25 protein-coding genes are annotated in these 25,501 nt (G+C 57.3%); 20 read left to right on the top strand and 5 right to left on the bottom strand.

What is annotated here, in order from left to right; translation table 11 throughout:
- The first annotated feature begins 220 nt into the window (after positions 1 to 220).
- From rpsB to WCS52_18060, 3 genes are all read left to right on the top strand, one after another.
- The gene (gene rpsB, locus WCS52_18070; protein MEI6169091.1) at positions 221 to 1,096 is read left to right on the top strand and encodes a 30S ribosomal protein S2; all 876 of its coding nucleotides are present in this window, start codon (positions 221 to 223) and stop codon (positions 1,094 to 1,096) included.
- Between the two features lie 68 nt (positions 1,097 to 1,164).
- The gene (gene tsf / locus WCS52_18065; GenBank protein MEI6169090.1) at positions 1,165 to 1,998 is read left to right on the top strand and encodes a translation elongation factor Ts; all 834 of its coding nucleotides are present in this window, start codon (positions 1,165 to 1,167) and stop codon (positions 1,996 to 1,998) included.
- A 111-nt stretch (positions 1,999 to 2,109) separates the two neighbouring features.
- Complete coding sequence (locus WCS52_18060) at positions 2,110 to 2,430, top strand: DUF721 domain-containing protein (GenBank protein MEI6169089.1); 321 nt, start codon at positions 2,110 to 2,112, stop codon at positions 2,428 to 2,430.
- A gap of 94 nt (positions 2,431 to 2,524) precedes the next feature.
- On the opposite strand, the gene WCS52_18055 is transcribed toward WCS52_18060, so the two are convergent.
- From WCS52_18055 to mnmE, 3 genes are read right to left on the bottom strand one after another with little or no spacing between them, the layout of a single operon-like run.
- Positions 2,525 to 2,944, bottom strand: coding sequence for an HD domain-containing protein (locus tag WCS52_18055; GenBank protein MEI6169088.1), 420 nt, complete (start codon positions 2,942 to 2,944; stop codon positions 2,525 to 2,527).
- Positions 2,941 to 4,926 (bottom strand): tRNA uridine-5-carboxymethylaminomethyl(34) synthesis enzyme MnmG, encoded by a 1,986-nt coding sequence (locus WCS52_18050; GenBank protein ID MEI6169087.1) that lies wholly within the window; start codon positions 4,924 to 4,926, stop codon positions 2,941 to 2,943. The genes WCS52_18055 and WCS52_18050 overlap by 4 nt, the downstream gene beginning before the upstream one ends.
- A gap of 25 nt (positions 4,927 to 4,951) precedes the next feature.
- The gene (gene mnmE, locus WCS52_18045; GenBank protein ID MEI6169086.1) at positions 4,952 to 6,322 is read right to left on the bottom strand and encodes a tRNA uridine-5-carboxymethylaminomethyl(34) synthesis GTPase MnmE; all 1,371 of its coding nucleotides are present in this window, start codon (positions 6,320 to 6,322) and stop codon (positions 4,952 to 4,954) included.
- Positions 6,323 to 6,452: 130 nt separating this feature from the next.
- Here mnmE and WCS52_18040 point away from each other — a divergent pair, with 130 nt between their 5' ends.
- Together WCS52_18040 and WCS52_18035 are read left to right on the top strand one after the other, a co-directional pair.
- A complete protein-coding gene (locus WCS52_18040; GenBank protein ID MEI6169085.1) occupies positions 6,453 to 6,674 on the top strand; it encodes an AbrB/MazE/SpoVT family DNA-binding domain-containing protein in 222 nt (73 codons plus the stop codon).
- Positions 6,671 to 7,075: a type II toxin-antitoxin system VapC family toxin gene (locus WCS52_18035; protein MEI6169084.1), complete on the top strand. Its 405-nt coding sequence runs from the start codon at positions 6,671 to 6,673 to the stop codon at positions 7,073 to 7,075. Before WCS52_18040 ends, WCS52_18035 begins: the two co-directional genes overlap by 4 nt.
- Positions 7,076 to 7,079: 4 nt before the next feature.
- Here WCS52_18035 and WCS52_18030 read toward each other — a convergent pair whose 3' ends face one another.
- A complete protein-coding gene (locus WCS52_18030; GenBank protein MEI6169083.1) occupies positions 7,080 to 8,078 on the bottom strand; it encodes a tetratricopeptide repeat protein in 999 nt (332 codons plus the stop codon).
- Positions 8,079 to 9,155: 1,077 nt separating this feature from the next.
- Entirely contained in the window at positions 9,156 to 11,963 is a 2,808-nt protein-coding gene (locus WCS52_18025; GenBank protein MEI6169082.1) for a DEAD/DEAH box helicase family protein, read from the bottom strand.
- 199 nt (positions 11,964 to 12,162) lie between these two features.
- Between WCS52_18025 and WCS52_18020 the strand changes: the two genes are divergently transcribed.
- The 15 genes from WCS52_18020 to WCS52_17950 all read left to right on the top strand — a co-directional run bounded on the left by WCS52_18020 (position 12,163) and on the right by WCS52_17950 (position 25,500).
- Positions 12,163 to 12,411 (top strand): type II toxin-antitoxin system HicA family toxin, encoded by a 249-nt coding sequence (locus tag WCS52_18020; GenBank protein ID MEI6169081.1) that lies wholly within the window; start codon positions 12,163 to 12,165, stop codon positions 12,409 to 12,411.
- 1 nt (position 12,412) lies between these two features.
- Positions 12,413 to 12,625: a type II toxin-antitoxin system HicB family antitoxin gene (locus tag WCS52_18015; GenBank protein MEI6169080.1), complete on the top strand. Its 213-nt coding sequence runs from the start codon at positions 12,413 to 12,415 to the stop codon at positions 12,623 to 12,625.
- A gap of 218 nt (positions 12,626 to 12,843) precedes the next feature.
- Positions 12,844 to 13,047: a helix-turn-helix domain-containing protein gene (locus WCS52_18010; protein ID MEI6169079.1), complete on the top strand. Its 204-nt coding sequence runs from the start codon at positions 12,844 to 12,846 to the stop codon at positions 13,045 to 13,047.
- 13 nt (positions 13,048 to 13,060) lie between these two features.
- The gene (locus tag WCS52_18005; protein ID MEI6169078.1) at positions 13,061 to 13,390 is read left to right on the top strand and encodes a HipA N-terminal domain-containing protein; all 330 of its coding nucleotides are present in this window, start codon (positions 13,061 to 13,063) and stop codon (positions 13,388 to 13,390) included.
- A gap of 12 nt (positions 13,391 to 13,402) precedes the next feature.
- A complete protein-coding gene (locus WCS52_18000) occupies positions 13,403 to 14,365 on the top strand; it encodes a HipA domain-containing protein (GenBank protein ID MEI6169077.1) in 963 nt (320 codons plus the stop codon).
- Between the two features lie 102 nt (positions 14,366 to 14,467).
- Positions 14,468 to 16,486 (top strand): ATP-dependent zinc metalloprotease FtsH, encoded by a 2,019-nt coding sequence (ftsH, locus tag WCS52_17995; GenBank protein ID MEI6169076.1) that lies wholly within the window; start codon positions 14,468 to 14,470, stop codon positions 16,484 to 16,486.
- A gap of 5 nt (positions 16,487 to 16,491) precedes the next feature.
- The gene (gene folP / locus WCS52_17990; protein ID MEI6169075.1) at positions 16,492 to 17,370 is read left to right on the top strand and encodes a dihydropteroate synthase; all 879 of its coding nucleotides are present in this window, start codon (positions 16,492 to 16,494) and stop codon (positions 17,368 to 17,370) included.
- On the top strand, positions 17,367 to 18,227 hold the full coding sequence (gene cdaA / locus WCS52_17985; GenBank protein ID MEI6169074.1) for a diadenylate cyclase CdaA: 861 nt from the start codon (positions 17,367 to 17,369) through the stop codon (positions 18,225 to 18,227). The genes folP and cdaA overlap by 4 nt, the downstream gene beginning before the upstream one ends.
- Positions 18,217 to 19,176 carry a CdaR family protein gene (locus WCS52_17980; protein ID MEI6169073.1) on the top strand — a complete coding sequence of 320 codons (960 nt, stop codon included), beginning with the start codon at positions 18,217 to 18,219 and terminating at the stop codon, positions 19,174 to 19,176. The genes cdaA and WCS52_17980 overlap by 11 nt, the downstream gene beginning before the upstream one ends.
- Positions 19,173 to 19,781, top strand: coding sequence for a tetratricopeptide repeat protein (locus tag WCS52_17975; protein MEI6169072.1), 609 nt, complete (start codon positions 19,173 to 19,175; stop codon positions 19,779 to 19,781). Before WCS52_17980 ends, WCS52_17975 begins: the two co-directional genes overlap by 4 nt.
- Before the next feature lie 17 nt (positions 19,782 to 19,798).
- Positions 19,799 to 22,267: a DNA translocase FtsK gene (locus WCS52_17970; protein MEI6169071.1), complete on the top strand. Its 2,469-nt coding sequence runs from the start codon at positions 19,799 to 19,801 to the stop codon at positions 22,265 to 22,267.
- Positions 22,264 to 22,980 (top strand): helix-turn-helix transcriptional regulator, encoded by a 717-nt coding sequence (locus WCS52_17965; protein MEI6169070.1) that lies wholly within the window; start codon positions 22,264 to 22,266, stop codon positions 22,978 to 22,980. The genes WCS52_17970 and WCS52_17965 overlap by 4 nt, the downstream gene beginning before the upstream one ends.
- Positions 22,981 to 22,983: 3 nt before the next feature.
- Complete coding sequence (rimO, locus tag WCS52_17960; protein ID MEI6169069.1) at positions 22,984 to 24,348, top strand: 30S ribosomal protein S12 methylthiotransferase RimO; 1,365 nt, start codon at positions 22,984 to 22,986, stop codon at positions 24,346 to 24,348.
- Positions 24,349 to 24,394: 46 nt separating this feature from the next.
- Positions 24,395 to 25,000: a CDP-diacylglycerol--glycerol-3-phosphate 3-phosphatidyltransferase gene (gene pgsA / locus WCS52_17955; GenBank protein ID MEI6169068.1), complete on the top strand. Its 606-nt coding sequence runs from the start codon at positions 24,395 to 24,397 to the stop codon at positions 24,998 to 25,000.
- Positions 25,000 to 25,500, top strand: a complete 501-nt coding sequence (locus WCS52_17950; protein ID MEI6169067.1) for a hypothetical protein — start codon at positions 25,000 to 25,002, stop codon at positions 25,498 to 25,500. The genes pgsA and WCS52_17950 overlap by 1 nt, the downstream gene beginning before the upstream one ends.
- Position 25,501 lies beyond the last annotated feature (1 nt).

The following is a 25,501-nucleotide window of genomic DNA, read 5'->3' as shown; positions in this document are numbered from 1 at the left end:
CACGCAATAAGCCCCTGGCTCGCGCTGCCTAACTGAAGAATTTTGTCGGCCACCCGTTTCCCAATAACCCTTAATAAATTTCTTGTTTTTCCACCCTGCATCTGTACTATCCCTCCCCTTGTAGTCCGGCAAGTGTCCGGACGGAAGCGAGTGTTGTGCCTCTCCGGCACAGCCAAAGCGGATTGCCTGTCTTAGATGGGCTTAATATATGGAGGCTAGTATGGATATTGTTCAAGAAGCGGCGGAGCTTTCCGTCAAGGACCTGCTGGATGCAGGATTGCACTTCGGTCATCAGACCAAGCGTTGGAACCCCAAGATGAAGCCGTTTGTCTTCGACAAGCGCAACGGCATTCACATTATTGACCTTACCAAAACCCTCGAACAGCTCGAGAAGGCCAAACAGTTCGTGTACGAAACGGCCGCCCGCGGTCGTCCCATCCTCTTCGTCGGCACCAAGAAGCAGGCGCAACAGGTCACCAAGGACATCGCGACCTCCTGTGGTCAACCCTATGTCAGCACCCGCTGGCTCGGCGGTACCTTGACCAACAGCCTGACCATTCGCAAGCGGATCAAGTACATGCATCAGGTTGAAAAGATGGAGAAAGATGGCGAATTCGACAAAATGCCCAAGAAGGAAGTCGCCGTGTTGCGGAATGAGCTTGAGAAGCTCCGCAAGAATTTTTCCGGTCTGACCGCCATGAGCGATAAGCCCGGCGCCATGTTTGTGGTTGATGTCAACCGGGAGTCCATCGCGATTGCCGAAGCCAACCGCCTGCATATCCCGGTGATTGCCATTGTGGACACGAACACCAATCCCGATCCTGTGGATTACCCGATCCCCGGCAATGATGACGCCATCCGCGGCATCAAGATGATCGCCGGGGCCTTGGCCGCGGCGATTCTCAAGGGCGTTTCCGAGTACTCCAAGATTGCCGTCGAGGAGAACAAGAAGCGGGAAGCCTCACAGGGCCAGGGCCAGGCGGATGGCGACCGACGCCCTTCCGGTCCCCGTAAGCCTCGTGGTGAAAGCCGCAGCCCCCGCCGTCGGACTCCCGGTGGCGCGCCCGGTGCGGCCCCGTCCGCCCCTCAGGCCTGATTCCCCCACCCTCCCGCCTGAAGTGCGGGAGGGATTTTTCGAGACCCCTAATTCAGGAGAGAGTTACAATGGCTGATATTACTGCAGCAATGGTTCAGGAATTACGTGAAGCCACCAACGTCGGCATGATGGAATGCAAGCGCGCCCTCGTGGAAGCCGGTGGCGATAAGGATCAGGCAATTCGTCTGCTGCGTGAGCGCGGCATGGCCATTGCCGCCAAAAAGTCATCGCGGGCCGCCAATCAGGGCATGATCGCCGCTGCCGGCGACAGCAAGAAGAGCGCGTTGGTCGAAATCAACTGTGAAACTGATTTTGTGACCAAGAACGAGACCTTCCAGAAATTCGTGAAGGCCATGGCCGAAAAGGCGCTGTCGATTCCGGATGGGAAAATCACGGAAACGACCAAGACCGAAATGGCCGCCAAGATTGCCGAGATCGGTGAAAACCTGGTTGCCAAGCGCAACATCGGGTATACGCTTCAAGGGCCGGGCATGGTGGCGTCTTATATCCACCTGAACGGCAAACTGGGCGTGATGGTCGAGCTGGGTTGCGGCAAGGAGGCCACCGCCAGCAGTCCGGTCGTTCTGGAATTGGCCAAAGATCTGACCCTTCATGTCGCCGCCTGCAGTCCCCGCTATCTGGTAAGCCAGGAAGTGTCTGCGGATGTGGTCGCTGCGGAACGGGATATCTACGCCAAGCAGGTGGTTGGCAAGCCGGCCAATATCGTTGATAAGATCGTGGACGGGAAAATGGCCAAGTTCTACTCCCAGGTCTGCCTGGTTGACCAGGGCTTCGTCAAGGATCCTGATACGTCGATCACCAAGCTCCTCGATGCCAAGGGCAAAGAGGTGGGCGATACGCTGACGATCCGCCGGTTTGTCCGGTGGCAGTTGGGCGAGTAACGCGTCTGTCAGAATCGAGTAAGGGCAGGGGCAACCCTGCCCTTTTTAGTTCCCCGCAAGACCATGGCCATATTTAAATATCCTCGATATTCCAAGAAGAATTCATCAGCGATGGCTGATGGCGGCGTTTCGATTTCCGCAATGGTCGGTTCCCTGGTGAGTACCCTGAAGTTGGATGAACAGGGCCGCATGGGGATTTTGATTGAGAAGTGGTCCATGGCGGTGGGAAAAGGCATTGCCGCACATACCCGCCCCGGCCGTTTGATCAACAAGGAATTGACGATTTTTGTCGATAGCTCCCCCTGGTTGAGCGAACTCCAGCGGGGTGCCAAAAAAGAGCTGCTGGCCAAGTTGCAGAGCGTGTTCGGCCGCGATGTCATCCTCACGGTCCGGCTCAGCATGGATCCCGGGCAAGATCAGGCCCGTTCCTGAAAAGAAACGCTATAACTACGAAACACGCGAAAGGCGCGAAAATGGGTCACAAGGATCTACCATTTTCGCGCCTTTCGCGTGTTTCGTAGTGGTGTTAGCCATCCATAAGGCTAGCGATCGTTTCCTGCTCATTCACGATCCGGTCCGCCTCCTTCAGGATTTTCAATTCCGGGTAAGCGTAGCGTGACGGGGAGTGATGATTCCCGATGATGTGCTTCACGATTTCAAGTTTTTCCGGCGGGAAGGCGATGGACGCCAGCAGCCGTCCGGCAATGGGCGGCCCGTACTGTTCCTGCGTCTTGCCGGTGTTATACCCCAACTCCTGTTCGGAGACCTTGATGCCGATATCATGCAGCAAAGCGACGGCAATGAGAATATCCTCATCGCCCTCGGGTGCGGCTTTGTAAATCTGTTCAGCGTGGAAGAGCACCTTCAGTGCATGCTCGATCCGTCGGTCATCGGTCCCGAAATAGTCCATCAATAGCCGGACGATTTTCGCTCGCGTGGTCTTCATGTCTTCGGCCCCCGCTTGATGATCACCGCCAGGATCGAGATGTCCGCAGGGTTGACTCCTGAGATCCGGGCCGCCTGTCCCAACGATTCCGGTCGAATCCGCTTCAGCTTCTCCCGGCATTCAAAACGGAGCACCTCCAGTGAGTCATAATCGATCCAGTCCGGGATGCGCTGATCCTCAAGCGCATGAGCCCGTTCGATCTGGATATTCTCTCGCTCGATATACCCGGCGTACTTAACCAGAATCTCAATCTGCGAAATGACCAAACGGTCCGATTCTAATCTTGATGGCAGGTCTTGGTATGTAACTTCCGTCCTGCGAAGCAGTTGCGCAAGAGACTGTCCGCCATGAAACGTTGTGTTCAATCGCTTAATCTCCGTTGCGATCTGACCTTGAACCATTTCAAATTGATGAAGGTCCGGTTTTGGGACGATTCCCAAACGTTTAGCGAATGGCAGCATCCGGAAGATGGAGTTATCCTGACGCAACACCAGACGATGCTCGGCACGCGAGGTAAACATGCGATACGGTTCATCCGTTCCCTTCGTGACCAGGTCATCAATCAGGACCCCGATATAGGCATCCCCCCGCCCCAGCACCAAGGGCGGTTCACCCCTCAATTTAAAGACGGCATTCACCCCCGCGACAAACCCCTGCCCCGCCGCCTCCTCATAGCCGGTGGTCCCATTGATCTGTCCGGCAAAATAAAGATGCTCCACAATCTTCGACTCCAGCGTATGCATTAGTTGCGTAGGATCCGAGTAATCATACTCAATGGCATACGCCAGATTGGTGAAGACGGCCCGCTCCAATCCGGGAATGGAGTGGATCATCGCTACCTGAACAGCTTCAGGAAGACTGTTCGAGGTACCATTGGGATAGATCTCGGGCGTGGTTCTCCCTTCCGGTTCCAGAAAAACATGGTGGCTATCTTTGTCCGCAAACTTGACGATCTTATCCTCGATTGACGGACAATACCGCGCGCCCTTTCCCGTAATGATTCCGCCATACATCGCGCTTTTATCAAGGTTGGCGCGAATAATGTCATGGGTTTCGTTTGTGGTATGGGTCAAATAGCAGGGAAGCTGGGATTCTCCCGGTTCCCATGGCCGTAGTACGGAATGTTCCACGTGGAACAGGGAGCAGTTGGCAGTAGGCAGTGGGCAGTGGGCAGTGGGCGGGGAGCAGTGGGAATTCTGCTGACTGCCGACTGCTGACTGCTCACTGTTTACTGGCACTTGTTCCACGTGGAACATTCCGGCTGCTGACTGCTCACTGCCTACTGCCCCCTGCTTACGGGTTTGGTAGGAAAAGAACGGGGGCGGGATTTCCCCGGGTTGTTCCGCGGTTTTCTCCCAGTTGATGCTCTCTTTATGGAGCCGGGGCGGGGTCCCTGTTTTTAATCGGCCGAGTCTGAACCCGATCCGGGCCAGGGATTGGCTGAGGCGGGGCGCGGCCGCTTCGCCCTTGCGGCCGCCCGGGAATGAAGTCTTCCCGATGTGAATGACGCCATTCAGGAAGGTTCCGGTGGTCAAAATGACGCTTTTCGCTGCGATTTGGCTGCCATCGGAGAGAATAACGCCGCAAAGGCGGCCATTGCTGAGCCAGAGATCATCTGCCTGTCCCTCTAGAATGGTCAGATGTGGGGTTTTTTCGACGACGCGCCGCATCCGGTTGGCGTAGGCGTGTTTGTCGCATTGGGTCCGGAAGGCCTGGACCGCCGGACCTTTTTTGGTGTTGAGGGTGCGGAATTGAATCCCTGTACAGTCGCTGTTGAGGCCCATCTCGCCGCCCAGCGCATCCAGCTCGCAGACGATGTGGGATTTGGCGATCCCGCCGATGGAGGGATTGCACGACATTCGGGCAATCGCCAATCGATCCATGGTCAGGAGGGCCGTATTGGCACCCATCCTGGCGGCGGCCAAGGCCGCCTCGCACCCGGCATGTCCGGCACCGACTACAAGAATATCGTACTCACTCATGAGGGTCTTAGGATTCTCTTCCTGTTTATTTTCCGATGCAGAAGCGGGAGAAGATGGTGTTGAGCAGTTCTTCGTGATAGATCCGGCCTGTGACCTGACCCAGGGTTTCGAGGGCCCCCCGCAGCCGCGAAGCCGCCAGAGCGGGTTCCGGAGTGGGGCGGGCGAGTAACAAGCCGGATTCAACGATATCCTTATGGGCCGATACCAGTAAATGACGGTGTCGTTCTGAGATGGCGGCATGAGGCGTTCCTCCACCATGAATGCCTAATTTACTGATAATGGCTTGTTTGAGCGCCTCTATGCCGATCCCATTTTTGGCGCTGATTAACATGTCGGACTTATTGGTCAATCGGGCCGTTGTAGTCAATAAACCGTGAGAGTCACATTTATTTATCGCGATAATTGTTTTTGATGGATTTAATAAACTTAAATTAGACTCGTCTTGATCATCTAATTCTAAAGTTCCATCAATGACATATATATTGCAATCAGAGCCACTTATAGCGCTAATGGCCCGGCTGACCCCTTCTTTTTCAATTTCGCAGGGGGTCTCTCTAAGGCCGGCGGTATCGACTATTCTGACCGTAAAGCCATTTATGACCACATGTTCTTCTATAGTGTCGCGGGTGGTGCCGGCGATGGGGGTAACGATGGCGCGGTTCTTGCCAACCAGGGCATTCAGCAGGGTGGATTTTCCGACATTCGGTTTGCCGGAAATCACGACCAGGGCCCCTTCGCGGAGTAGGTGGCCCTCGTCCCAGGAATCGAGCAGGCGCTTGAATTCGGCGTCAACGTGCTGTCTCCGGGCGATGACCTCCTGCATGACAGACGCAGGGAGTTCGTCCTCGGAGAAATCAAGGGTGGCCTCCAGATTGGCCGCCAGGGCCAGGGTATCATCGTACAATTGCTCGAATGCCTTGCTGAGGCTGCCGCTAAGTTGCTCCAAGGCGGCATCGGCGGCACGGTCGGAGCGGGCGCGGATCAGGTCGAGTACGGCCTCGGCCTGCAGAAGATCAATACGGCCACTCAGAAACGCCCGTTTAGTGAATTCGCCGGGTTCTGCCATTCTGGCTCCAGCTTCCAGCATGGTCCGGAGGATCCGTTTGGCGGCTGCCGAGCCGCCATGCCCCTGGAACTCCACGGAGTCTTCCCGGGTGTAACTATGAGGGGCACGATAGATCAGCAGAATCACTTCATCGATCACCCCGTTCTCGCTGACGAGGGTGCCATGCACGAACGTCTGGGCTGCCCGCCGTGAAGGTGGGCGCCCCTTGCCGCGGAATACGCGGTCGGCGATCTCAAGGCTTGCCGGCCCGGTAAGGCGGACAATGGCAATCGCCCCTTCGCCAGGGGCTGTTGCGATCGCCGCGATCGTATCTGTGTAGGAGTCTGTCATTCGCGCTGTGATTATTCAAAAAAAGAGGCCGTTTAACCATAATTAACTTTGCCTAACTTGACCCGCCAAACGTGATATGAGAGTATGTATCCGTGATGCAAAGTGCATACTTTATACAAAGGAGTCATTTATGAATGCCGTTGTAGCGGAGCGCGGTCAAGTGACCATCCCGAAACGGTTCCGGGACAGGTTGGGAATCGGCCCCAGCACGGTGGTGGATTTCGAGGAGGATAGGGGCCGACTTGTTCTGACCAAGGTGGTTAGTGCGGATCCAGTATCCAAGGTGACGGGGTGCATCCGGAGTGGGCGGAAATCAGACGACATAATCCGGGAACTCCGGGGTGATGCATGATAACTGCTGTGGATACGAGCGTCCTGATAGATGTGTTCGTTGATGATCCGGTGCATGGGCCTGCCTCGGCGGCCTGTCTGCGACAATGCTTGCAGGAGGGGACGCTGGTTGCCAGTGATGTGGTTTGGGCGGAGACGCGGGCGGTTTTCCCGGATGAGTCTGCCTTTGAATCCGCCATGAAAACACTGGGGGTTCGTTATTTGCCTTTGGTGGAAAAAGCGGCGGTCCATGCCGGGGCCTGCTGGAAAGCGTATCGCAAAGCCGGGAGGGCGCGAACCCGCGTCATGGCGGATTTCATAATCGGCGCCCATGCGTTGCATCAGGCGGACCGGTTGCTTACGCGTGACCGGGGCTATTACCGCGCCCAGTTCAAGGGCCTAACCTTGATAGGGAAAATATAGAGGTTCAGGTCATTGATCGAGGTGTTCGTTTTTCCAAGTCCTGTCGCCGGATGTGATCTTTCTCGGTAGCAGCGATAGACGCCAAGAAGTCGCGGGCGGAAGTATCGGCGGGCTCCAGCTTCTGATAGGCATTCATGAGAGCTCGGGCCTCGGCATAGCGCTGCTGCCTCAGATAAAGATCCGCCAGGCGGAAATGGCTTTCGGAATTTCCCGGATCGAGTTGAAGCGCCTGCCGGAAGGCATATTCCGCGTCGGCATTCATTTCCCGGAAAACATAGAGGCCGGCAATCGCCCCCCGCAAATGGGAGAAACATTTCTTTGCATCCTCATTACGACGGAAATCGCCACGCGCCATCAACATCGAAGCCAATTGATCCCAGTAAGCACGGTCATGGTCAATGATTTCCCGCCAGAGCTGCGGGTTTTCCTGCGGAGAGGGGAGCGGCTGCGGCCCGAGTTTCATGATGATGCCTGCGGGCTGCAGATTCGGGTACATCCAGGGAATCCCGTAACTCTCCTCAACGTAGAAGGGGTGTTGGTCCTTGTTGCGGGTGAAAATCCAATGGGCGAGAATGCCATTAATGTGCATCACCCCGCCAACTCCGCGGACACGAATGCGTCCGTTGGTAACGTTGATAGAGGGATTGGCGGGATTAGAATCGCGGTCAGCCTGGACATCCGCGACATATTGCCGGAACGCTTGGGTGTTGTCCTCCGCACTGGGGATAAGGATGGGCCTCAGTGGATAGGCGCGATCACGACCGAGTAACCGTTGTATGACCGTGGTGTTGGTGGGCCGGTCGAAATCGTATTGGTCGCGTAGGGCGGACATGTAGGTGGCATCCGCGAGTGCATTCTGGGCAAGGAGGTAGACGTCTGACCGGTCGAAATCCTTGTTATGAGGCTGGTTTCGTGATGACCAGTGGCTCTCACAGAAAACCATATAGGTGGAGACAAACCGCGCGTCATCCGTACCGGCAAATAGAACGGCGTTCTTTTCCATCGGGGGATAAGCGCCTCCCGGCTCAAACATAAGCCGGCCAAAGAGATCGCCAAAGTTGTTATGATGCAGATCACAGGCCGGCCCGCGTGTATGCGCCCACGGGCTTTCCAGGCCGTCTGCTCCTGATCCCGTAGCTCGTAGGGATCACGCCGCGCAGTTGGCGTCCGCTACGCTCCAAACACGCGTGAATCCATTCGTGACGATGCCGTAAAATTCTTCGTTGAGGAAGGACTGTTGATGTGAATCCGGATTTGTGATGCAATTGTCAGCGGGCAAATCGGGGTCAAACCAAAAGATGACAGATTGCAAACGACATATTGCGTAACAGGCTGGAATGAGGGAGTTGCGGAAAAGTCTCATCATGAGACTTTCAGGCACTCTATAGCCACGCTTCAGCAAAAGGCCATATCTGGAACGTTGATCAGGACCGTGGTCCGAATCCTGGTCAATGAAAGCGCCTTGAAAGAGGCCGGTCTTGACTCTCTGAACCTGGTAAATCAACTATGGCGAGAAAAAAATATAGCGTAAGTTACTTGTGTGGATTGACTTAAGACAAGTCCAGCCGGCTGGACTGGGGGATCGGATTCAGCCGCAAGCGATGCAGGGAGTTGTTTGCGATACCTGGCCCATCCCCGTCATCGCTCATTGGAAGCCCCGCCCGCACGTAGGCGCGGGCCTTTTGCGGCATATCAGTCGGGCTCTGTTGTCGCGGCGCGGTCATGCTATCATCTAACCTCGGGAATCCCCTGAAAGCCCACGTGTACGTGTGCACGGGCTTTTTAACGTCGCCCCCAGCAACCAAGGTGGCGTTCGACGTCCTCCGCCTCCGGTACTTCCGGCGGATAAGTCGGCGAACGATCTTCTCGCCCCACTAGGCACATAGGCCGCCGGGACGTCGGCCTCCACCTGAGCGTGCCGCGCGCCTCCGCTGACTGCATACGCTTTCCATCGCGTTGTGCGGAGATTCTCCTGAAATGTCATGCCTGTAAACATTCCAAAATGGGTTGCACGTTATGGGATTTATCAAAAAGAACAGTTCGGGCGCGCTACTGCGCGGCTGAACCGCTCTATTTAGGGTCATATGTGGCGCCGGTTTCGCAGAGCAAGTACCCTGATGACGGTGTCCAGCACTTGATCAAGCTGCTTCCCGACATCGTCACAGAGGAATCTGAGGACAAAATAACCATGTTCTTGAAGACAGGCATCTTTTCGCCGGTCGCGCCGGTAGGCCTCCTGATCGGCGAAATGGTGTGGTCCATCAAGTTCAATTACCAATTTGGCTTCCGGGCAAAGGAAATCCACCTCCATCTGTCCATAATTGTCGAATGGGATAGGCAGGATCTGATTGAGGCGGAAGCGGCTGGCGGTTTCCGGCAGCGTTTCAAGCCGCTGGAAGAAAAAAGCTTCGGAAGCACTCCGGGCACGGCCCACTCCTTCGGTGTCGGCAGGGTAGGTGCGGGCCGCATGTACAAATAAGTTGCCAAGATGAGTATCCACGCCGTCCCGGATCAGGCGTTGAACGGTGGCGGCATAGTCGCGCTTCCATTCCGGTTCGACCGGCAGGGGGACCTCCGTCGGCCAGCCGGGGACAGCACTGGCGGGGAGAAGGATGCTGTAGCCGATCGCCTCGTAGCCCGTGCAGCGTTTGTCGAACATGCGTGCCAGCATGGGGACGTTCAGGTCTGCATAATCGTAAATTCGCACCTCCTTTTTAGCTTCATGCAGACGGTGGAGCCGCCCTGCATATTGGGCAATGGTGCCGCGCCAGGATACTGGCAGCGTCAGGAAGAGCGTGTCGAGCCGTGCGTCATCAAAGCCCTCTCCGAGATAATGACCCGTAGCCAACAGAACCCGCTCCTCGTCTGCGGGAATAGAAGCCAGTCGGGCGAGCAAGCCTTTAAGCTCTTTGCGGCCCATGCCGCCCCGTAAAACAAGAAGATGTTTGACGGCGGGTTCAAGAAGCGCCTGAAGGGATTCGAGATGTTCTGTACGCTGGGTTAGCACGATCGGGCTGCGCCCCTGCTGGACACACGCGATCACATCCTGGACAATCAGCTCATTCCGCGGCCGACAGGTAATCAGGCCCTCGTATAACGCCTGGAATTGAAGTCGCCGGTCTTCCTCAAGTTGTCCGGGAGGAATGTAGGCGGTAGGACGGACGAGGATGGAGTGGGTGAAGGGCCGTTGGTGCGCCTGTTGTCGGGCATCCACGCGGAAGCGGACGGGGCCGCAGAGCATCTGGACAAGGGGATGATGACCATCCTTGCGGGTCAGGGTGGCGGTGAGTCCGGTAAAAAACCTGGCCTTGGCCCGGCCGGCCACCTGTGCGTAAAGAGGGGATGCGAGATGATGGCATTCATCGGCGATTACGTAGCCGTATTCCCCCACACGGTCATCAACCTGCCCTTCATGAACCAGACTCTGCATGATAGCGACATCGATTTTTCCGGTTGGCTTATTACGGCCTGAGCCGATACAGCCGATGGATTTAGGGGGAAGTTTGAGGAATGCGGATAACCGTTCCACCCATTGCTCCATCAGTTGACGGCGATGCACAAGAATCAGGGTGTTCACGCCGCGTTGAGCAATCAGCCAGGCCGCCAGCACGGTCTTCCCAAAGGCGGTCGTAGCCCACAGGATGCCGGTTTCATGAGCGAGGAGCGCCTCCCCGGCGGCGCGCTGGTCGGGATAAAGGTCGCCAATGAATGATGCGTCAATCGGGGTCCCGTGAGTGCGTTCATCGAGAAAGGAGGGTTTGATGGAGAGATCGGATAATAGGGATTCAAGGTTGCGCAAGCAGCCGCGAGGGAGCCCGATGTGCTGCGGATAATCCTCGGCGCACGCGATGATTCGCGGCAGCGAGATGTAGTTTCGCATCGCCTGTTGTTTATAGAATTCCGGATTCTGGAACGCGGCCAGGCGGAGGATGCGGTTACGCAAGGCGGGAGGCAGGGTCGCTTTGTTTATGAAGATCTGGTTCCCAAGGACGAGTTCAAGGATGTCGGGCAGGGGCGTGGTGATGGGCATGGCCTTGCGTTGCCGCGAAGGGGGCAGAGACCAGGGGGTTGACTCGTCCTCTTCCTGCAACACCAGCGGAACATTCAGTACACGATCTTGTCGTTCTGCCTTTTGGACAAGGAATTCAATGAGGTCGCGTGAAAGTTTGGGGAGTGAAGCCAGAAAGGACCATTGGTCGGAGATGGGGAGTCCCTGTTCATCCAGAAAGACACTATGGCCTTGGTCACGAGGAAGTTTCTGGAGGGGGAGGGCTATCAGGTTCCCAAAACCTTTGGCCGGGAGGGTGTCCTGGTTGGGAAAAAACCGGTCATAGGAATCCAGTCCTATATCTGGACGACGTTCCATGGTTTCAGTGAGGATATAAGAGCCGAGCTTACGCGCGAGGGATGCAGGGATGGCCTGATCAAAGAAGAACCAAAGATGGCCGCCATTGCCGGAGCGGGAGCGCTCAAGCGCAACGGGGAGGTCGAGTTGGCGGCATGTCTCTACAACAGCCCTTACATCATCCCGCCAGGTTGATTTATCGAAATCAGCGGCAAGGAAGAAACAGGTGTCGTCTTGGAGCAGGGGATAGAGGCCCATTACGAAGGGAGTGCCAGTGGCATCCTGTCCGGAAAGATGCCAGCGGATGGTTTCATCAGTGACGGCGTGAAAGCGCCGGTTGCGACAATCTGGGCATCGGACGTTGCGTTTGTCACACAATCCCCGTGTCCACTCGTTGGCGCAGGCAGGCTGGTAGCCGGACTTACCGGTTTTGCGGCTTTCGAAACGGCGGGGGTAGACATCTTCCCGGCCTTTGAACAGCGAACGGAAGAGGGAGATTTTAACACCTGGAGACGAAGCATTATTAATGGTGGAGGAATCCATATCAGGTTAATGCTTCAGTGGTGAGAATCCTGTGAACCTTTATCTTTATATTCATGCCACTAATATCCGTGAGGCCGAATACATACCACAGTCAGGTTAGTGGCTCAACATCCATGAAATCCCAAAGTGTCTGGTGTCAGTCCCCGTCGATTTCTCGGGTGGCATTGCGGTAAACGGGTCTGTGTGATAGATTCCGAGTATGGGCAAAGATGAAAAACTGCTGGATCAAGTGTTGGGCGGTCGCGCCGATGCGAATATAGCCTTTTCAGACTTGGTTCGTTTGTTGCACCGTATAGGGTTTGAGATGCGAGTGGGCGGTAGTCATCATATGTTCAGGATGACTGGGGTTGAGGAAAAGATTAATCTTCAACGGGACGGTAATAAAGCCAAGCCCTACCAAGTGAAGCAGGTTCGGAATATCATTTTGAAGTATCGCCTAGGAGACTGACATGGAAAAATATGAAGTCATTATTTATTGGAGCGAGGAAGATGCGGCCTATGTAGCCGAGATCCCTGAACTTGCCGGGTGCATGGCGCATGGAAAAAACCAGCGTGAGGCATTGACCCATGTGCGGCAAGCGGCATCGTTGTGGATTAAGACTGCCCGGGAATTTGGTGATTTTATTCCTGAGGCCAAAGGGCGCCGTTTGGCTTTTGCGTAACTTGTGCAGCCTTTCCTCCTTGCCCCCTGGCCATACGGGGTGCCGCTTTCGCCGCGAAAGCACCCTATGGCCTCATTTCACCGGCCGAGTTCGAGCTCATTTTGAATAAGAACAGACGGTTAGACTGAGTTAATATCGAACTCCCATAATCATTATAATGAAATTTGCGAGTGTTATTCGGCTTGAATTTATAAATAAACGGCGTAATATTCACTTTAATGAAAGCAATAGATATAGGTAAAAATGTAAGCAAACGTCGGAACGATCTATCTATTGATCAGCGAGACTTGAGTGCGATTGCCGGGGTCGCGGTTCATACCTTAAGCAACATTGAGGCTGGTAGGGGAAACCCGACTATCGAAACCCTTGACCGCATTCTGGATGCATTGGGGCTGGAACTTCATATTCAGGTGAAAGCCTAGATTGGAAAAGTGAATGAGCCGAAAAGGAAATGTCTATTGTGGTGACATTCTGGCTGGCCGAATCGAGGAGGGGCCGGAGGGATTCCGCTTTACCTATGATTCCCGTTATCTGGCTTTATCAGGGGCGCGCTCAATCAGTGTCACCCTGCCGAAACGTTCAGAGCCCTACCTGTCAAAATCTCTTTTTCCATTTTTCTATGGTCTTCTGGCTGAAGGGATTCTCAAGAATACACAATGCCGGAAGCTGAAGTTGGACGAAAATGACCACTTCGGTCGTCTGCTTAAAACCGCCCATGACGATACCATTGGGGCGGTTACCGTTGTCGAGGAAGAGGAGGACTGAATGTTCCGCTGTATGTCATCTTTGGCCGATATTCCGCACGAAGGCTTCAGTCGTGTCGCGGAGCGTCAACTGGCTGGCGGGAACAGGAAATTTCCCTCCCGTTTGGCTTTCAATCGCTCGGATGTCGTCGATTTCCGCATGCGCACCGCCGAACATATGTCCATTTCGGGCATACAGGATAAGATATCACTGAAACTGATGCGCGGGAAACTAGTTCCAACCGAGAAGGATGGTGAGTTCATTCTCAAGCCCGTGCCCTCTGCGGATATCCCCAGATTTAAAACAGATGTTCCCGCCAATGAACACCTCACCATGCAGATTGCGTCGCAAATTTTCGGGATTACCACAGCGGTCAATGCGTCCATTTGTTTCAAGGATGGGGAGCTTGCGTATATCACCCGGCGATTCGATCGACGTGCGGGGATCAAACTCCTTCAGGAGGATTTTTGCCAACTCTCAAACCGCACAGAAGAGACCAGGGGCAGGAATTACAAATATGATGGAAGTTATGAGGAAGCGGGACGAATTCTGAAGCAGTTCTGTAAAGCGTATCCTGTGGAAATTGAAAAGCTCTTTGCCCGCATTGTTTTCTCCTGCGTTTTTTCGAACGGGGATGCCCATTTGAAAAACTTCTCCCTTTTTGAAAGTGAGATGGGCGATTATATCCTGACCCCGGCTTACGACCTGATCTGCACGTCGTTACATTTCCCGGAAGAGGGGCGTACCGCGCTGGATCTGTTTGATTCCTATGAAACCGAAAGCTTTCGGCAGAATGCGTTCTATAAACGTCCGGATTTCCTCATGTTAGCAGGCTATTACGGCATCCAGGCCGGGCGGGCCGAACACTTCCTGGATAGTTTCCTCAACACTCAGAATCAGGTCCTGGAGTTGATTGGCCGCTCATTTTTATCGGAACAAGCCCAATTGTCCTATATTGCCCGCTTTAATGACCGGATCAGAGCCATTTCTGATTAATGATGCCCTCACGTTCTCGGCAGGGCATAGTATTTGCGAAATTCCTGCACATCCTCTACACTCCACGTCTCAATTCATGTATCAGTAAAAGGTAACTACGCTATGGAATCGAAGAATGAAAATCAGGCGCCTCAAACGCCGCCCGCCGAACCGAAGAAAAAGCCGGATCTCATGCCGCCTGCCAAACTTTCACCCCGTGGCCTGTTTATCTGGTTTGCCATCATCGGGCTGATGTTAATGGCCTATCAATTCTACCGGGAGGACCAGCAGCCCACGGCGGAGCTGAGCTATAATCCGGACTTTGTCAAACTGGTGGAATCGGGTGAAATTCCCGAATGTGAGATTGTTTCTGAAATCTCGGGAAATCAATATATCCGCGGAACGGAGAAGGGCATCGACAGCCGGACGGGGAAACGCAAGCAGTTCAAGGTGGATGTGATGGTGACGGATGACCTGCCGGGCTGGCTGCGTGAGCATAACGTCAAGTTCAAGTTCCGCCGGGAAAGTCCGTATTTCTGGCAGATCGTGTCCAGTGCCCTGCCGATTCTGCTTCTGCTCGGTCTGCTGTGGTTTATGTTTTCGCGCCAGATGAAGGGGATGGGGCAGGGGGCATTGAGTTTCGGCAAGAGCCGCGCCAAGATGATGGCGCGGGATAAGAACAAGGTGACCTTCAAAGATGTGGCGGGGGTGGAGGAGGCCAAGGAGGAGGTCCAGGAAATTATTGATTTCCTCAAGGACCCCAAGCGCTTCCAGAAACTCGGCGGACGCATTCCCAAGGGCGTCCTCCTGATGGGACCCCCGGGAACCGGGAAAACACTGATGGCCAAGGCCATTGCCGGTGAAGCGGGTGTGCCGTTTTTCAACATCAGCGGTTCCGACTTTGTTGAAATGTTTGTCGGGGTCGGGGCCTCGCGTGTCCGCGATATGTTCGAACAGGGCAAGCGGAATGCGCCGTGCATCATCTTCATCGATGAAATTGATGCGGTCGGCCGCAGCCGGTTCTCCGGCGTGGGCGGGGGCCATGACGAACGGGAGCAGACCTTGAATGCCCTGCTCGTGGAGATGGATGGATTTGACACCCAGGAGGGGGTCATCATTATTGCCGCCACGAACCGGCCGGATGTGCTGGATCCCGCCTTGCAGCGGCCGGGCCGGTTTGACCGTCAGATTGTGATTGATCTGCCGACGCTCGATGGGCGCGAAGCGATCCTGAACATTCATGCCCGTGGCATCAAGTTGTCGCCGTCCGTTGACCTGCGCCGGATTGCCCGCGGCACCCCGGGATTTTCCGGGGCGGATCTGGCGAACCTGATGAATGAGGCGGCCCTGTTGGCCGCCCGTAGCAGCAAGGAAGGCGTCGACCTGTCTGATCTGGAAGAGGCCCGTGACAAAGTGCGCTGGGGCCGTGAGCGCCGCAGCCGCGTGTTGGATGACAAGGAAAAGAAGGTGACCGCCTATCATGAGACCGGTCATGCGCTGGTCACCTTATTGGTGGCCGAGAGCGAGCCGATTCACAAGATTACCATCATTCCGCGCGGTAACGCCTACCTGGGCGCCACCATGCAGCTTCCCGAGAAGGACCGCTATATGGAAGGCAAGCGCAAGCTGAAGGGCATTCTCGCCACGATGATGGGGGGACGTGTGGCCGAGGAGCTGACCTTTGGCGATATCACCTCGGGTGCCCGTAGTGATCTCAAGCAGGCCACCCGGCTCGCCCGGTTGATGGTGTGCGACTGGGGGATGAGTGAAAATATGGGGCCGCAAACCTTCGGCAACCACGAGGAGTTGATGTTCCTGGGCCGCGGGATTTCAAGTTCCCAGGATTTCAGCGAGGACACCTCCCGGAAGATTGATGCCGATGTCAGTTGGCTGCTGCGTACCGCCTATACCGAAGCGAAGGACATTCTTGAGAAGAATCGCGACAAGCTCGAGCAGATCGCCAAGGCCTTGCTGGAGCGGGAAACCCTGGATGCCCGCGATGTTGAAGAATTGATGAAACACGGGCGGTTACTGGCGGATTCGGAACGTGAGCCGGTTGTGGTTCCGGAGCCGGCGCCTGCCGCCGCGGCCACGGAAGCGGCTCCGCCGGCCCCTGTGGTTCCTGAAAAAACGGAAGGGTAACGCGCGTGACTCCGCACGTATCATGGCGTTGCCGTGAACGGACGCTGCACCTGGGGGCGCGTCCGTTGGTCATGGGAATTTTGAACGTCACGCCGGATTCCTTTTCGGATGGCGGGCGCTACGCGACGGTCGAAACGGCGATCCAGCACGGGTTGGATATGGCGGCCGCCGGCGCCGACCTGATTGATGTGGGCGGCGAATCCACGCGGCCGGGGGCGCAGACGGTGGCGCCTGACGATGAAGCCCGGCGGGTCATTCCGGTGATTCGGGCTTTGGCCCGCGCCTTTGCGAATCAACCGGGTGCGCCGGTGTTATCCGTGGATACGCGCAAGGCCACCGTGGCGCAGCAGGCGCTGGAGGCCGGGGCGCACATCATTAATGATGTCACGGCGCTGGAAGGTGATCCGGCGATGGTGGGGGTGGCGTGCGATTACGGGGCAGGTGTGATCCTGATGCATATGCGGGGAGAGCCGGCGACGATGCAGCAGTCACCGTCCTATGCGGATGTGGTGGCGGAAGTGACGGCGTATCTGGCCGGCCGGGTCTCGGCCCTGACGTCGGCCGGCTTGAAAGGGGAGACCCTGGCGGTCGATCCTGGAATTGGTTTTGGGAAAACAGTGGAGCATAATGTGAAGTTGATGGCAGGATTGCGGCCGTTGGTGGCACTGGGGCAGCCGGTGGTGGTGGGGCTGTCGCGCAAGAGCTTCCTTAGTAAAATCACCGGCTGCGAGGCGGCGCACCGGCTGATCGGAAGTGTGGCCGGCGCGGTATGGGCGGCGGGGCAGGGGGTCCATGTCTGGCGGGTTCATGATGTTGCCGAGTCGGTGGAAGCCGCCCGGTTGGTGGGATTACTCAGGGAGGAAACAGCCACGTGGAATGGATGAACCAGATCGTCTGGCCGGCATTCAGCGGGATTCTGGAAATCCTGGTGCTGACGTGCGGGTTTTATTTCCTGCTCCTGTTTTTCCGGGAGACGCGGAGCATCAAGGTGTTTCTCGGGCTCCTGCTGGTGCTGATGGCGTTGATTGCCATCACGAGCATCTTTCACATCTATGCCCTGAACTGGCTGTTGCGACAGCTGTCCGTCTATCTGGCGGTGGCCCTGCTGATTATTTTCCAGCCTGAAATCCGGCGGGCGCTGGCGGAAATCGGGCGCTCGCCATTTCTCTCCTCGCCGGTGGATGCCCGCGGCTATGTCGACAGCATTGTGGAAGCGGTCATGCTGCTGGCCGAGCGGCGCATTGGTGCCCTGATCGCGATTGAACGGACCGAGAGCACCAAGGCGATCCAGGAGACCGGCGTGCAGTTGGATGCCCGGGTCAATGCGGATTTGCTGGCCACGTTGTTTTTCCCCCATACTCCGCTTCATGATGGCGGGGTGATGATTGTCGGGAACCGGATTGTTGCGGCGGGTTGCCTGTTCCCGCTGTGTCAGCAGCCGGAATTAAGCCGGGGGCTTGGAACACGACACCGGGCCGCCATGGGGTTGACCGAGGAAACGGATGCCATTGCTATTGTGGTGTCCGAGGAGACCGGGACCATTTCCATCAGCACCCGGGGACGGCTGAGTCGCGATTTTGATGAGGACCGGCTGAGGAAATTCCTGTCAGGCATTCTGATGAGTGGTCCCCAGACTGCCAACTCCCGCTGGAGCCGGGCCCGCCAGCAGCTGGATCTGTCTCCCTCCGGAATGGCTAAATCGGAAAGTCTTGAGAGAGAGGCGGGCTCACATGGCGGATAAATGGTCTCTGATTCGCGGTCTCCTGCTGAACAACAAGCGGTTGAAAGCACTGTCATTCGTGCTGGCGACGCTGACGTGGTACATCATCCAGGACACCATCAGTTTTGAAATCGAAATTCCGGATGTGCGTCTGGAGATTCAGGTGCAGGACGGCATGGCCATTTTGAACCAGTCGGCCTCCACGGTGGATGTCACCTTCCGCGGTTCGCAGGATGATATCCAGCGACTGGATTCGCGGCGGCTGCAGGCGGTGGTGGAGTTGACCGGGGAGTCAGGCGAGATGTCCCACGAAATTGTGATGAAGCCCAGTATGATCAAGGGGGTTCGTGGCGTACGGGCCACGGCCATTCATCCCCAACGGATTGTCGTCAAACTGGACCGGCAGGCGGAAAAACGGGTTCCGGTCAAAGGGCGTACACTGGGGTCGCCCTTGTTCGGGCAGGTCGAATCGGTCACCTGTGAACCCTCGACCGTCCTTCTGCTGGGACCGGCCCAGAAACTAAAGACGACCGAGTGTGTCTATACCCAGCCGGTGGAAGTGGATGGGCGGGTGGAATCGTTTATCCGCCGGACGGCGGTGCAGGCGCCCGGTGACAACTGGGTGGCCCACATGGAGCCGGCGGATGTCCAGGTGAAGGTGACCATTGCCGGGAAAAGTGCCGGACAGTTATGGAAGAATATTCCCGTCAGCGCGGTGGTGGAGTCGGGAAGTTCACTGGTTGTGGATCTGGATCCCCTGAGCGTCGATGTGATCGCCACCGGGCGCATCGACACGTCGGCCGCAGGCGAGAAGTTCCAGGTACGGGCCTTTGCGGATTGTATCGGGTTGACGTTGCCGGGGGTGTATACGGTGCCTGTCCATGTGAATGTGACCGGCGATGCAATGGCGGTGGCCCGCCCGGATGTGGTGAAGGTAACAGTACGGTTGGCAGGAGATAAAAAATTATGAAGGTCGCATGGGGTTTGATGATCTGGCTGGCAGGAGCCTTGGTGGCGGGAGCAGAGGGCACGTCCACGGCGGCCGTGGTATCGGGTGAAGTGGCGGATTTGGTGTCCAGCGGCCGTGACTGTCTGATGAATGGAAAAATGACGGAAGCCCTGGCCCTTTTTGAGAAGGCATACAGTCTTGATCCTGCCAATAACGAAGCGGCGTTCGGGTTGAGTGCCGCCTATCTCGAGCTGAAGCGGTTCGATCAGGCCCTGCCCATGCTGGAGAAGCTCAACAAGGAGGTTCCGGATAGTCCCATGGTCAAAAACAATCTGGCCTGGGCCCTGCTGAAGGCCACGGGGGCGAAACCGGAGGATGCCGCGCGGGCCGTCAAACTGGCGCGGAGCGCGTTGCTGGATGTGCCGTCGGACTATTCCATCTGGAACACGCTCGGGGAGGCGTATTACGCGGCCGGTCAATTTGAGAAGGGGTTGAGTGCCGCGCAGAGTGGCTTACAGTTGAGCAATCTGGCGGGGGCGACCAATTCTCCCTCCCGTGAGTTGGTGGCGCGGTGCCGGAAGGCGGCAGGAGCGGCCTCAGTGGATCGTGATAACGACCGGCCTTGACGGGAAATGGGGACAGTATGGCAGATGTAAAATCGAATACAGGTAGTAGTGGGCTCCGTGAGGCATTGAGCATCGTGCTCCTGGCCGTGTGCGTAATCGTATTTCTAAGCCTGGTCTCGTATGACTGGCGCGATATTCCCCTGTTATGTGAGCCGGCGAATACTCCGCCAGCTAACTTCATCGGGCCCGGCGGCGCCTGGATGTCGTTTGTGTTGTTCGAGGCGATGGGGCTTGGCGCCTATCTGATCCCGCTCTGGTTCCTGGGATTCGGGATCGTGCTGATCTTCCACGGGATCGAGCATATCCGCGCCAAACTGCTCTGGGTGATCCTGATGATGTTCTCGCTGGCCTGCTTCCTGGACCTGCATACGGATTGGTTTGAGCCCCTGTTGTCCGCCCTGAACCTCAGTGCGGCGGGCGGAGTTCCCGCCCAGTCGGTCGCCCAGGTGCTGTCGGTGAACCTGTTCGGGAGTCTCGGGGCTGAGATTCTGGTGGCGGCGGTGTTCCTGGCCTCGTCCGTCCTGTTTTTCGGGTGGGATGCGATTCTGCGTTTCACCGCCATGCTGCATACCACGGCGGAAAAATGGGCGCACCGGGATGACCGCGATATGATCGACTCCCAGAAGCGACAGCCGGGGATCAAGGGATGGAAGCGGGAACGGTTGGCCCGTGTGGCGGCCCGCGAGGAGGCACGACTCGAAGAGGATGAAGAGGAGCCCGAACAGGGTGAGTTGATGGTGGTGCCGGAAACGCTGCCGGTCAAAGAGCCGCCCAAGCCGGTCGTGAAGCCTGCGCCCAAGGTGAAGGAAAAACCCGTTATGCCGGTCCGGGAGCCGGAGCCCAAGCCTGAACCCAAGCCGGAGCCCAAGCCCAAGGCCGAGCCGCTTCCGCCGGTGGTGGCTCCGCCGCCCGGCTCCTATCAGTTGCCTCCGTTATCCCTTTTGACCGAAGTGCCCACGGACCGGCAGGCGATTCCGACCGATACGGACACCACCGGGCGGCTGATCATCCAGACGCTGGAGGAGTTCGGGATCAAGGCCGAGTTGAAGAATGTGGAGCAAGGTCCCTCGGTGGCCCGCTATGAATTGATTCCCGCCCCGGGCGTCAAAGTCGAAAAGATCACCAACCTCAGCAACAATCTGGCCTTGTCCCTGAAGGCCACCAGTGTCCGCGTCCAGGCGCCCATTCCGGGCCGCGGAACGGTGGGCATTGAGGTCCCGAACCTCAGCACCAGTCCGGTCTATTTGCGTGAGATTCTGGAAGGTCCGGCCTGGCAGCCTCACAAGCAGGAAATTCCGATTGTGCTGGGAAAAGATGTCGGGGGAAATGACCTCGTGGCGGATTTGTCCACCATGCCGCATCTTCTGATTGCAGGATCCACCGGATCCGGCAAGACGGTCTGTATGAACTCGATTCTGGCGGGATTGTTCATGTCGCGGACTCCGGAGCAGTTGCAGTTGATCCTGATTGATCCCAAGATTGTCGAGTTTTCCGTCTACAACCATCTGCCGCATCTGCTGGGCGCCAGGACGGAAGTGATTACCGATCCCAAGAAGGCGGCGGGCGCCTTGCGCTGGGCCATTACGGAGATGGAGCGGCGTTATAAGATCATGGCGAAAGCCGGGGTCCGCAATATCAAGAGCTTCAATTCCCGGCCGATCGAAAAACAACAGGCCTTGTTTGAGGGAAGCGAAGAGGTCGCCCGCCTTCCGGACCGGCTCAGCTACGTCGTGATCATTGTGGATGAACTGGCGGATCTGATGATGACCGCGCAGGCGGAAGTGGAAAACTATATTGCCCGTCTGGCCCAGTTGTCGCGGGCGGTGGGGATCCACATGATCCTGGCCACCCAGCGGCCCTCGGTGGACGTGATCACCGGGACCATCAAGGCGAATTTCCCCGCCCGTATTGCGTTTCAGGTGGCCCAGAAAAATGACAGCCGTACCATTCTGGATGCCAATGGCGCCGACAAACTGCTGGGCCGGGGCGACATGCTCTTCCTGCCGCCGGGCTCGAGCAAGCTGACCCGCGCGCAGGGGGCGCTGACGTCGGATGAGGATATCAACCGGATTGTCGGCTTTATCATGAAGCAGCGCCCTCCGGTGGTCGAGGAAAAGGCGGATGAGGCGCCTGCACAAAAGTCGGTGATGATGCCGGGTCTCTCCGATGCCGGGAACGGCGCGTCCGCGGCCAAGGCGGCGCCCAGTTTTGATGACATGATTGTCAAGGGGGGCGCGGATGAGGCCGAAGATGATCAGCTGTTGGAAATGTCCGTGCAGATCATCCGCGAAACCCAGCGTGCGTCCACCTCGTCGCTCCAGCGCCGGTTGCGCATCGGCTATACCCGGGCCGCCCGCATTATGGATGTCCTGGAGCAGCGGGGGATTGTGGGGCCGGCCCGTGGCTCCGATCCGCGTGAGATTCTGATTGATATGGATGGCGACATTCCCGGTAATTCAGCTTCAAAAGAGGAAGAACAGATATGAGCGAACTCCTTGCCCCCAGAACCCCCGGCGCCGCCTTGCGGGCCGCCCGTGAGAAGCGCCACCTGAGCCTGGCCGAAGTGGTCGAGGCCACGCGGATCAAAACGCATATTGTGCAGGCCCTCGAGAATGATGATTACAGCGTCATTCCCGCGCCGTTGTATGGGAAGGGCTTTATCAAGCTCTATGCCGAATATGTCGGATTGGATCCTGCGCCCCTCATCCGGTACTACATCAGCAACTATGCGCGGACGGTCCGGCCGACACTGAATACCGAGTTGCCGCCCCCGACGCCGGTGAATGACGGGATTCCCCAGCCCTCGCCCATGGCCCGGTTCCGGGAATCCAGCGGCTCGATGGCGACGGAGGTGGGAAATAACCTGGTGACCGCCCTGCGGGATATGCTTCATACCCTGATGGTGGCCTGGGCCCGTTTAAGGGCGAAACGGGTGGCTCCCGGCCGCTCCAGAATGTCATCCATGAGGGATTATTCGGAGCCGACGCCCATTCCTGTCGGAAAAGTTGCAGCACTGGTGTTTGCCGTGTTGGTGGTGGCCATTCTGGTGGCCAGTGGATTTTATCTGTTCTCAGGATCCAAAGCGTCCGCGCCGGCATCAGTATCCCTCCCGGTGACCGCGCCAGCCAAGCGTCCGGCCTATGCCAAATCGTTGCGTCTGGCCGAGCCGCCCCCCGCGCCTTACGCGAAGCTCAAGTAAGCCATGTCGTCCTCCACGTCCATACCCGCCTCATCTGATACCCGGCTTTCGGTCGGGTTCATCAGTCTGGGGTGCGCCAAGAATCTGGTGGACTCCGAACATATGGCCACCGTGTTGCGAGCGGAAGGGATCCCGCTGGCGCGTTCGCCCGAGGAGGCGGACATCATTCTGGTGAACACCTGTGGCTTTATCGGCGATGCCAAGGAAGAGTCCATTGATGCCATTCTGCGGGCCTGTGCCAGCAAGCAGACCGGGCCCTGTCGCGCGGTGATTGTAGCGGGTTGCCTGATCCAGCGTTATCAGGCGGAACTGCAGCGCGCGATGCCGGAAGTGGACGCCTTCATCGGCCTGGATCAATTACCGCATATCGCCAAAGTGGTCCGCCGCCTGGCGGGAGGGGAACGCCGGATTTATGACGTCTCCCGGGTGTCGGAAAAGGTGTTCAATCCGCTCCCCGAGCGCATTCTCCTCACGGGTGGCCCTTATGCCTATGTGAAGATTGCGGAAGGGTGCAATCACCGCTGTGCCTTCTGTGCGATTCCCGGGATCCGCGGCCGCTACCGCTCCCGGAGCATCAGTGATATCGTCCGGGAAGCTGAGCGGCTGCTGGAGCAGGGGATTCGCGAGTTGAATCTGATTTCCCAGGATACCACGCGATATGGGAGTGACCTGGGCGTGGACCTCCCGGCCCTGCTGAAAGAGCTGGGTAAAATCGGCGGCTCGTTTTGGATCCGGCTCCTCTACGGGCATCCGGCCCATTTGAGTGACGCCCTGCTGGAGACCATGGCTGCGATTCCCCAGGTGTGCCGGTATCTGGATGTGCCGGTACAACATGCCCATGCCGATGTGCTGTCCGCCATGCAGCGGACCGGCGGAGCCAAAGCGGTGCGCGCTTATCCGGAACGGGCCCGGGCGCGGTTGCCGGGGGTGGTCCTGCGAACCACCTGCCTGGTCGGGTTCCCGGGAGAGACCCGGGCCCACTTCAACGAATTAACCCGGTTTGTAAGGGAGTTCGAATTCGACCATCTGGGGGTGTTTGCCTTTTCGCCCGAGGAAACGACCGCGGCGGCGAAGCTGCCCAGGCAGGTGCCCCGCGCCACGGCTTTGCGCCGGCGTCAGGAACTGATGGCCACGCAGCAGGAGATTGCGTTCCGGAAAGCCCGGGCCCACCGGGGCGGGACGGACGAGGCGCTCTACCTGAAGCCGCTGGGCAAAGGGATGTGGGAAGCGCGCTCCCGGGGGCAGGCCCCCGATGTGGATGGGGTCACCCTGGTCCGGCATCCCGGCGAATCCGTTCGCCCGGGCCGGCTGGGCCCGATCCGCTATACTGGCGCGCATGGCTATGATCTGAAGGCGGTTCCTGATTGACACCATGGCTATGCACTTTGCACAATAGGCACTTCATATGGCGGAAATGAACCTTCCAAATAAAATCACCGTGGGCCGGATCGGCCTGACGTTCCTGATGGCCGGCTTTCTCACCTCGGGGATTCCGTATGGCAAGACCCTGGCGTTGGTGACGTTCGGGCTGGCAGGACTTTCGGACTGGCTGGACGGGATGCTGGCCCGGCGGCTCAATAAGATCACCATTTTCGGCCAGCTGATGGATCCGTTGGCTGACAAGATTCTGGTGTGCGCGGCGTTTGTCAGTTTTGTGGCCATCAACCAGATTGTGCCGGCCTGGATTGTCATTACCATTATCAGCCGGGAATTTGTCGTGACCGGGTTGCGGTTGCTGGCCAGTCAGCGGGGCCGGGTCTTGCCCGCCGGCCCCTGGGGCAAGCACAAGATGATCTGGCAGACGATCACCATTGTGGTCATCATGTCGGGCCTGGCCTTGCAGGATGAGATTCTGCCGCTATTTCTCGGAGTGGGTGAGCATGCCCGGTTGATCGCGGAGTACAAAATTTATTTCACCAATACGGCGATGTTCCTGTCTCATGCCGTGGCGGCGTTAACGGCCATTTCCGGGGTGATCTACCTCTGGGATGGCCGTGATCTCTATATGGAGCATACCTAATGGCGCAAGATTGGAATATCAAATCCCGTTCGACCGCCTGTTCGGCGTGTCAGGCCGGCTTCGTGGATGGCCAGCCCTATCATACCCGCCTCATTTTCCTGGAGCATGATTACAGTCGTGGCGATTATTGCGAGAAATGCTGGAGTGTGGAAGCGGCGGCCCAGCCGCGGTACAGCTCCTGGCGCGGATTCTTTAAACTGCCCCCGAGTGAGCCGGATCACCGGATCAAGAAGGAGACCGCCGAGACGCTGCTCCGCAATTTGATTGAAGCGAATGACCCGGCTCAGACCAGCGTCATCTATATTCTGGCCGTGATGCTGGAGCGGCAGCGGGTGCTGATTGAACGCGAAATCAAAACGTTGGAGAACGGCCTCCGGGTGGTGGTTTATGAGCATAAGAAGACGGGCGAGACCTTTGCCATCACCGATCCCCAATTGAAGCTTACCGCCCTCGATGCCGTCCAGAAGGACATCATGGCGTTATTGACCTCCCCAGGCTGAG

Source organism: bacterium (genome assembly GCA_037128595.1).
Classification (GTDB): domain Bacteria; phylum Verrucomicrobiota; class Kiritimatiellia; order CAIKKV01; family CAITUY01; genus JAABPW01.
Note: the sequence above shows the minus strand (reverse complement) of the source record. Positions and strands in the feature narration are given on the sequence as shown.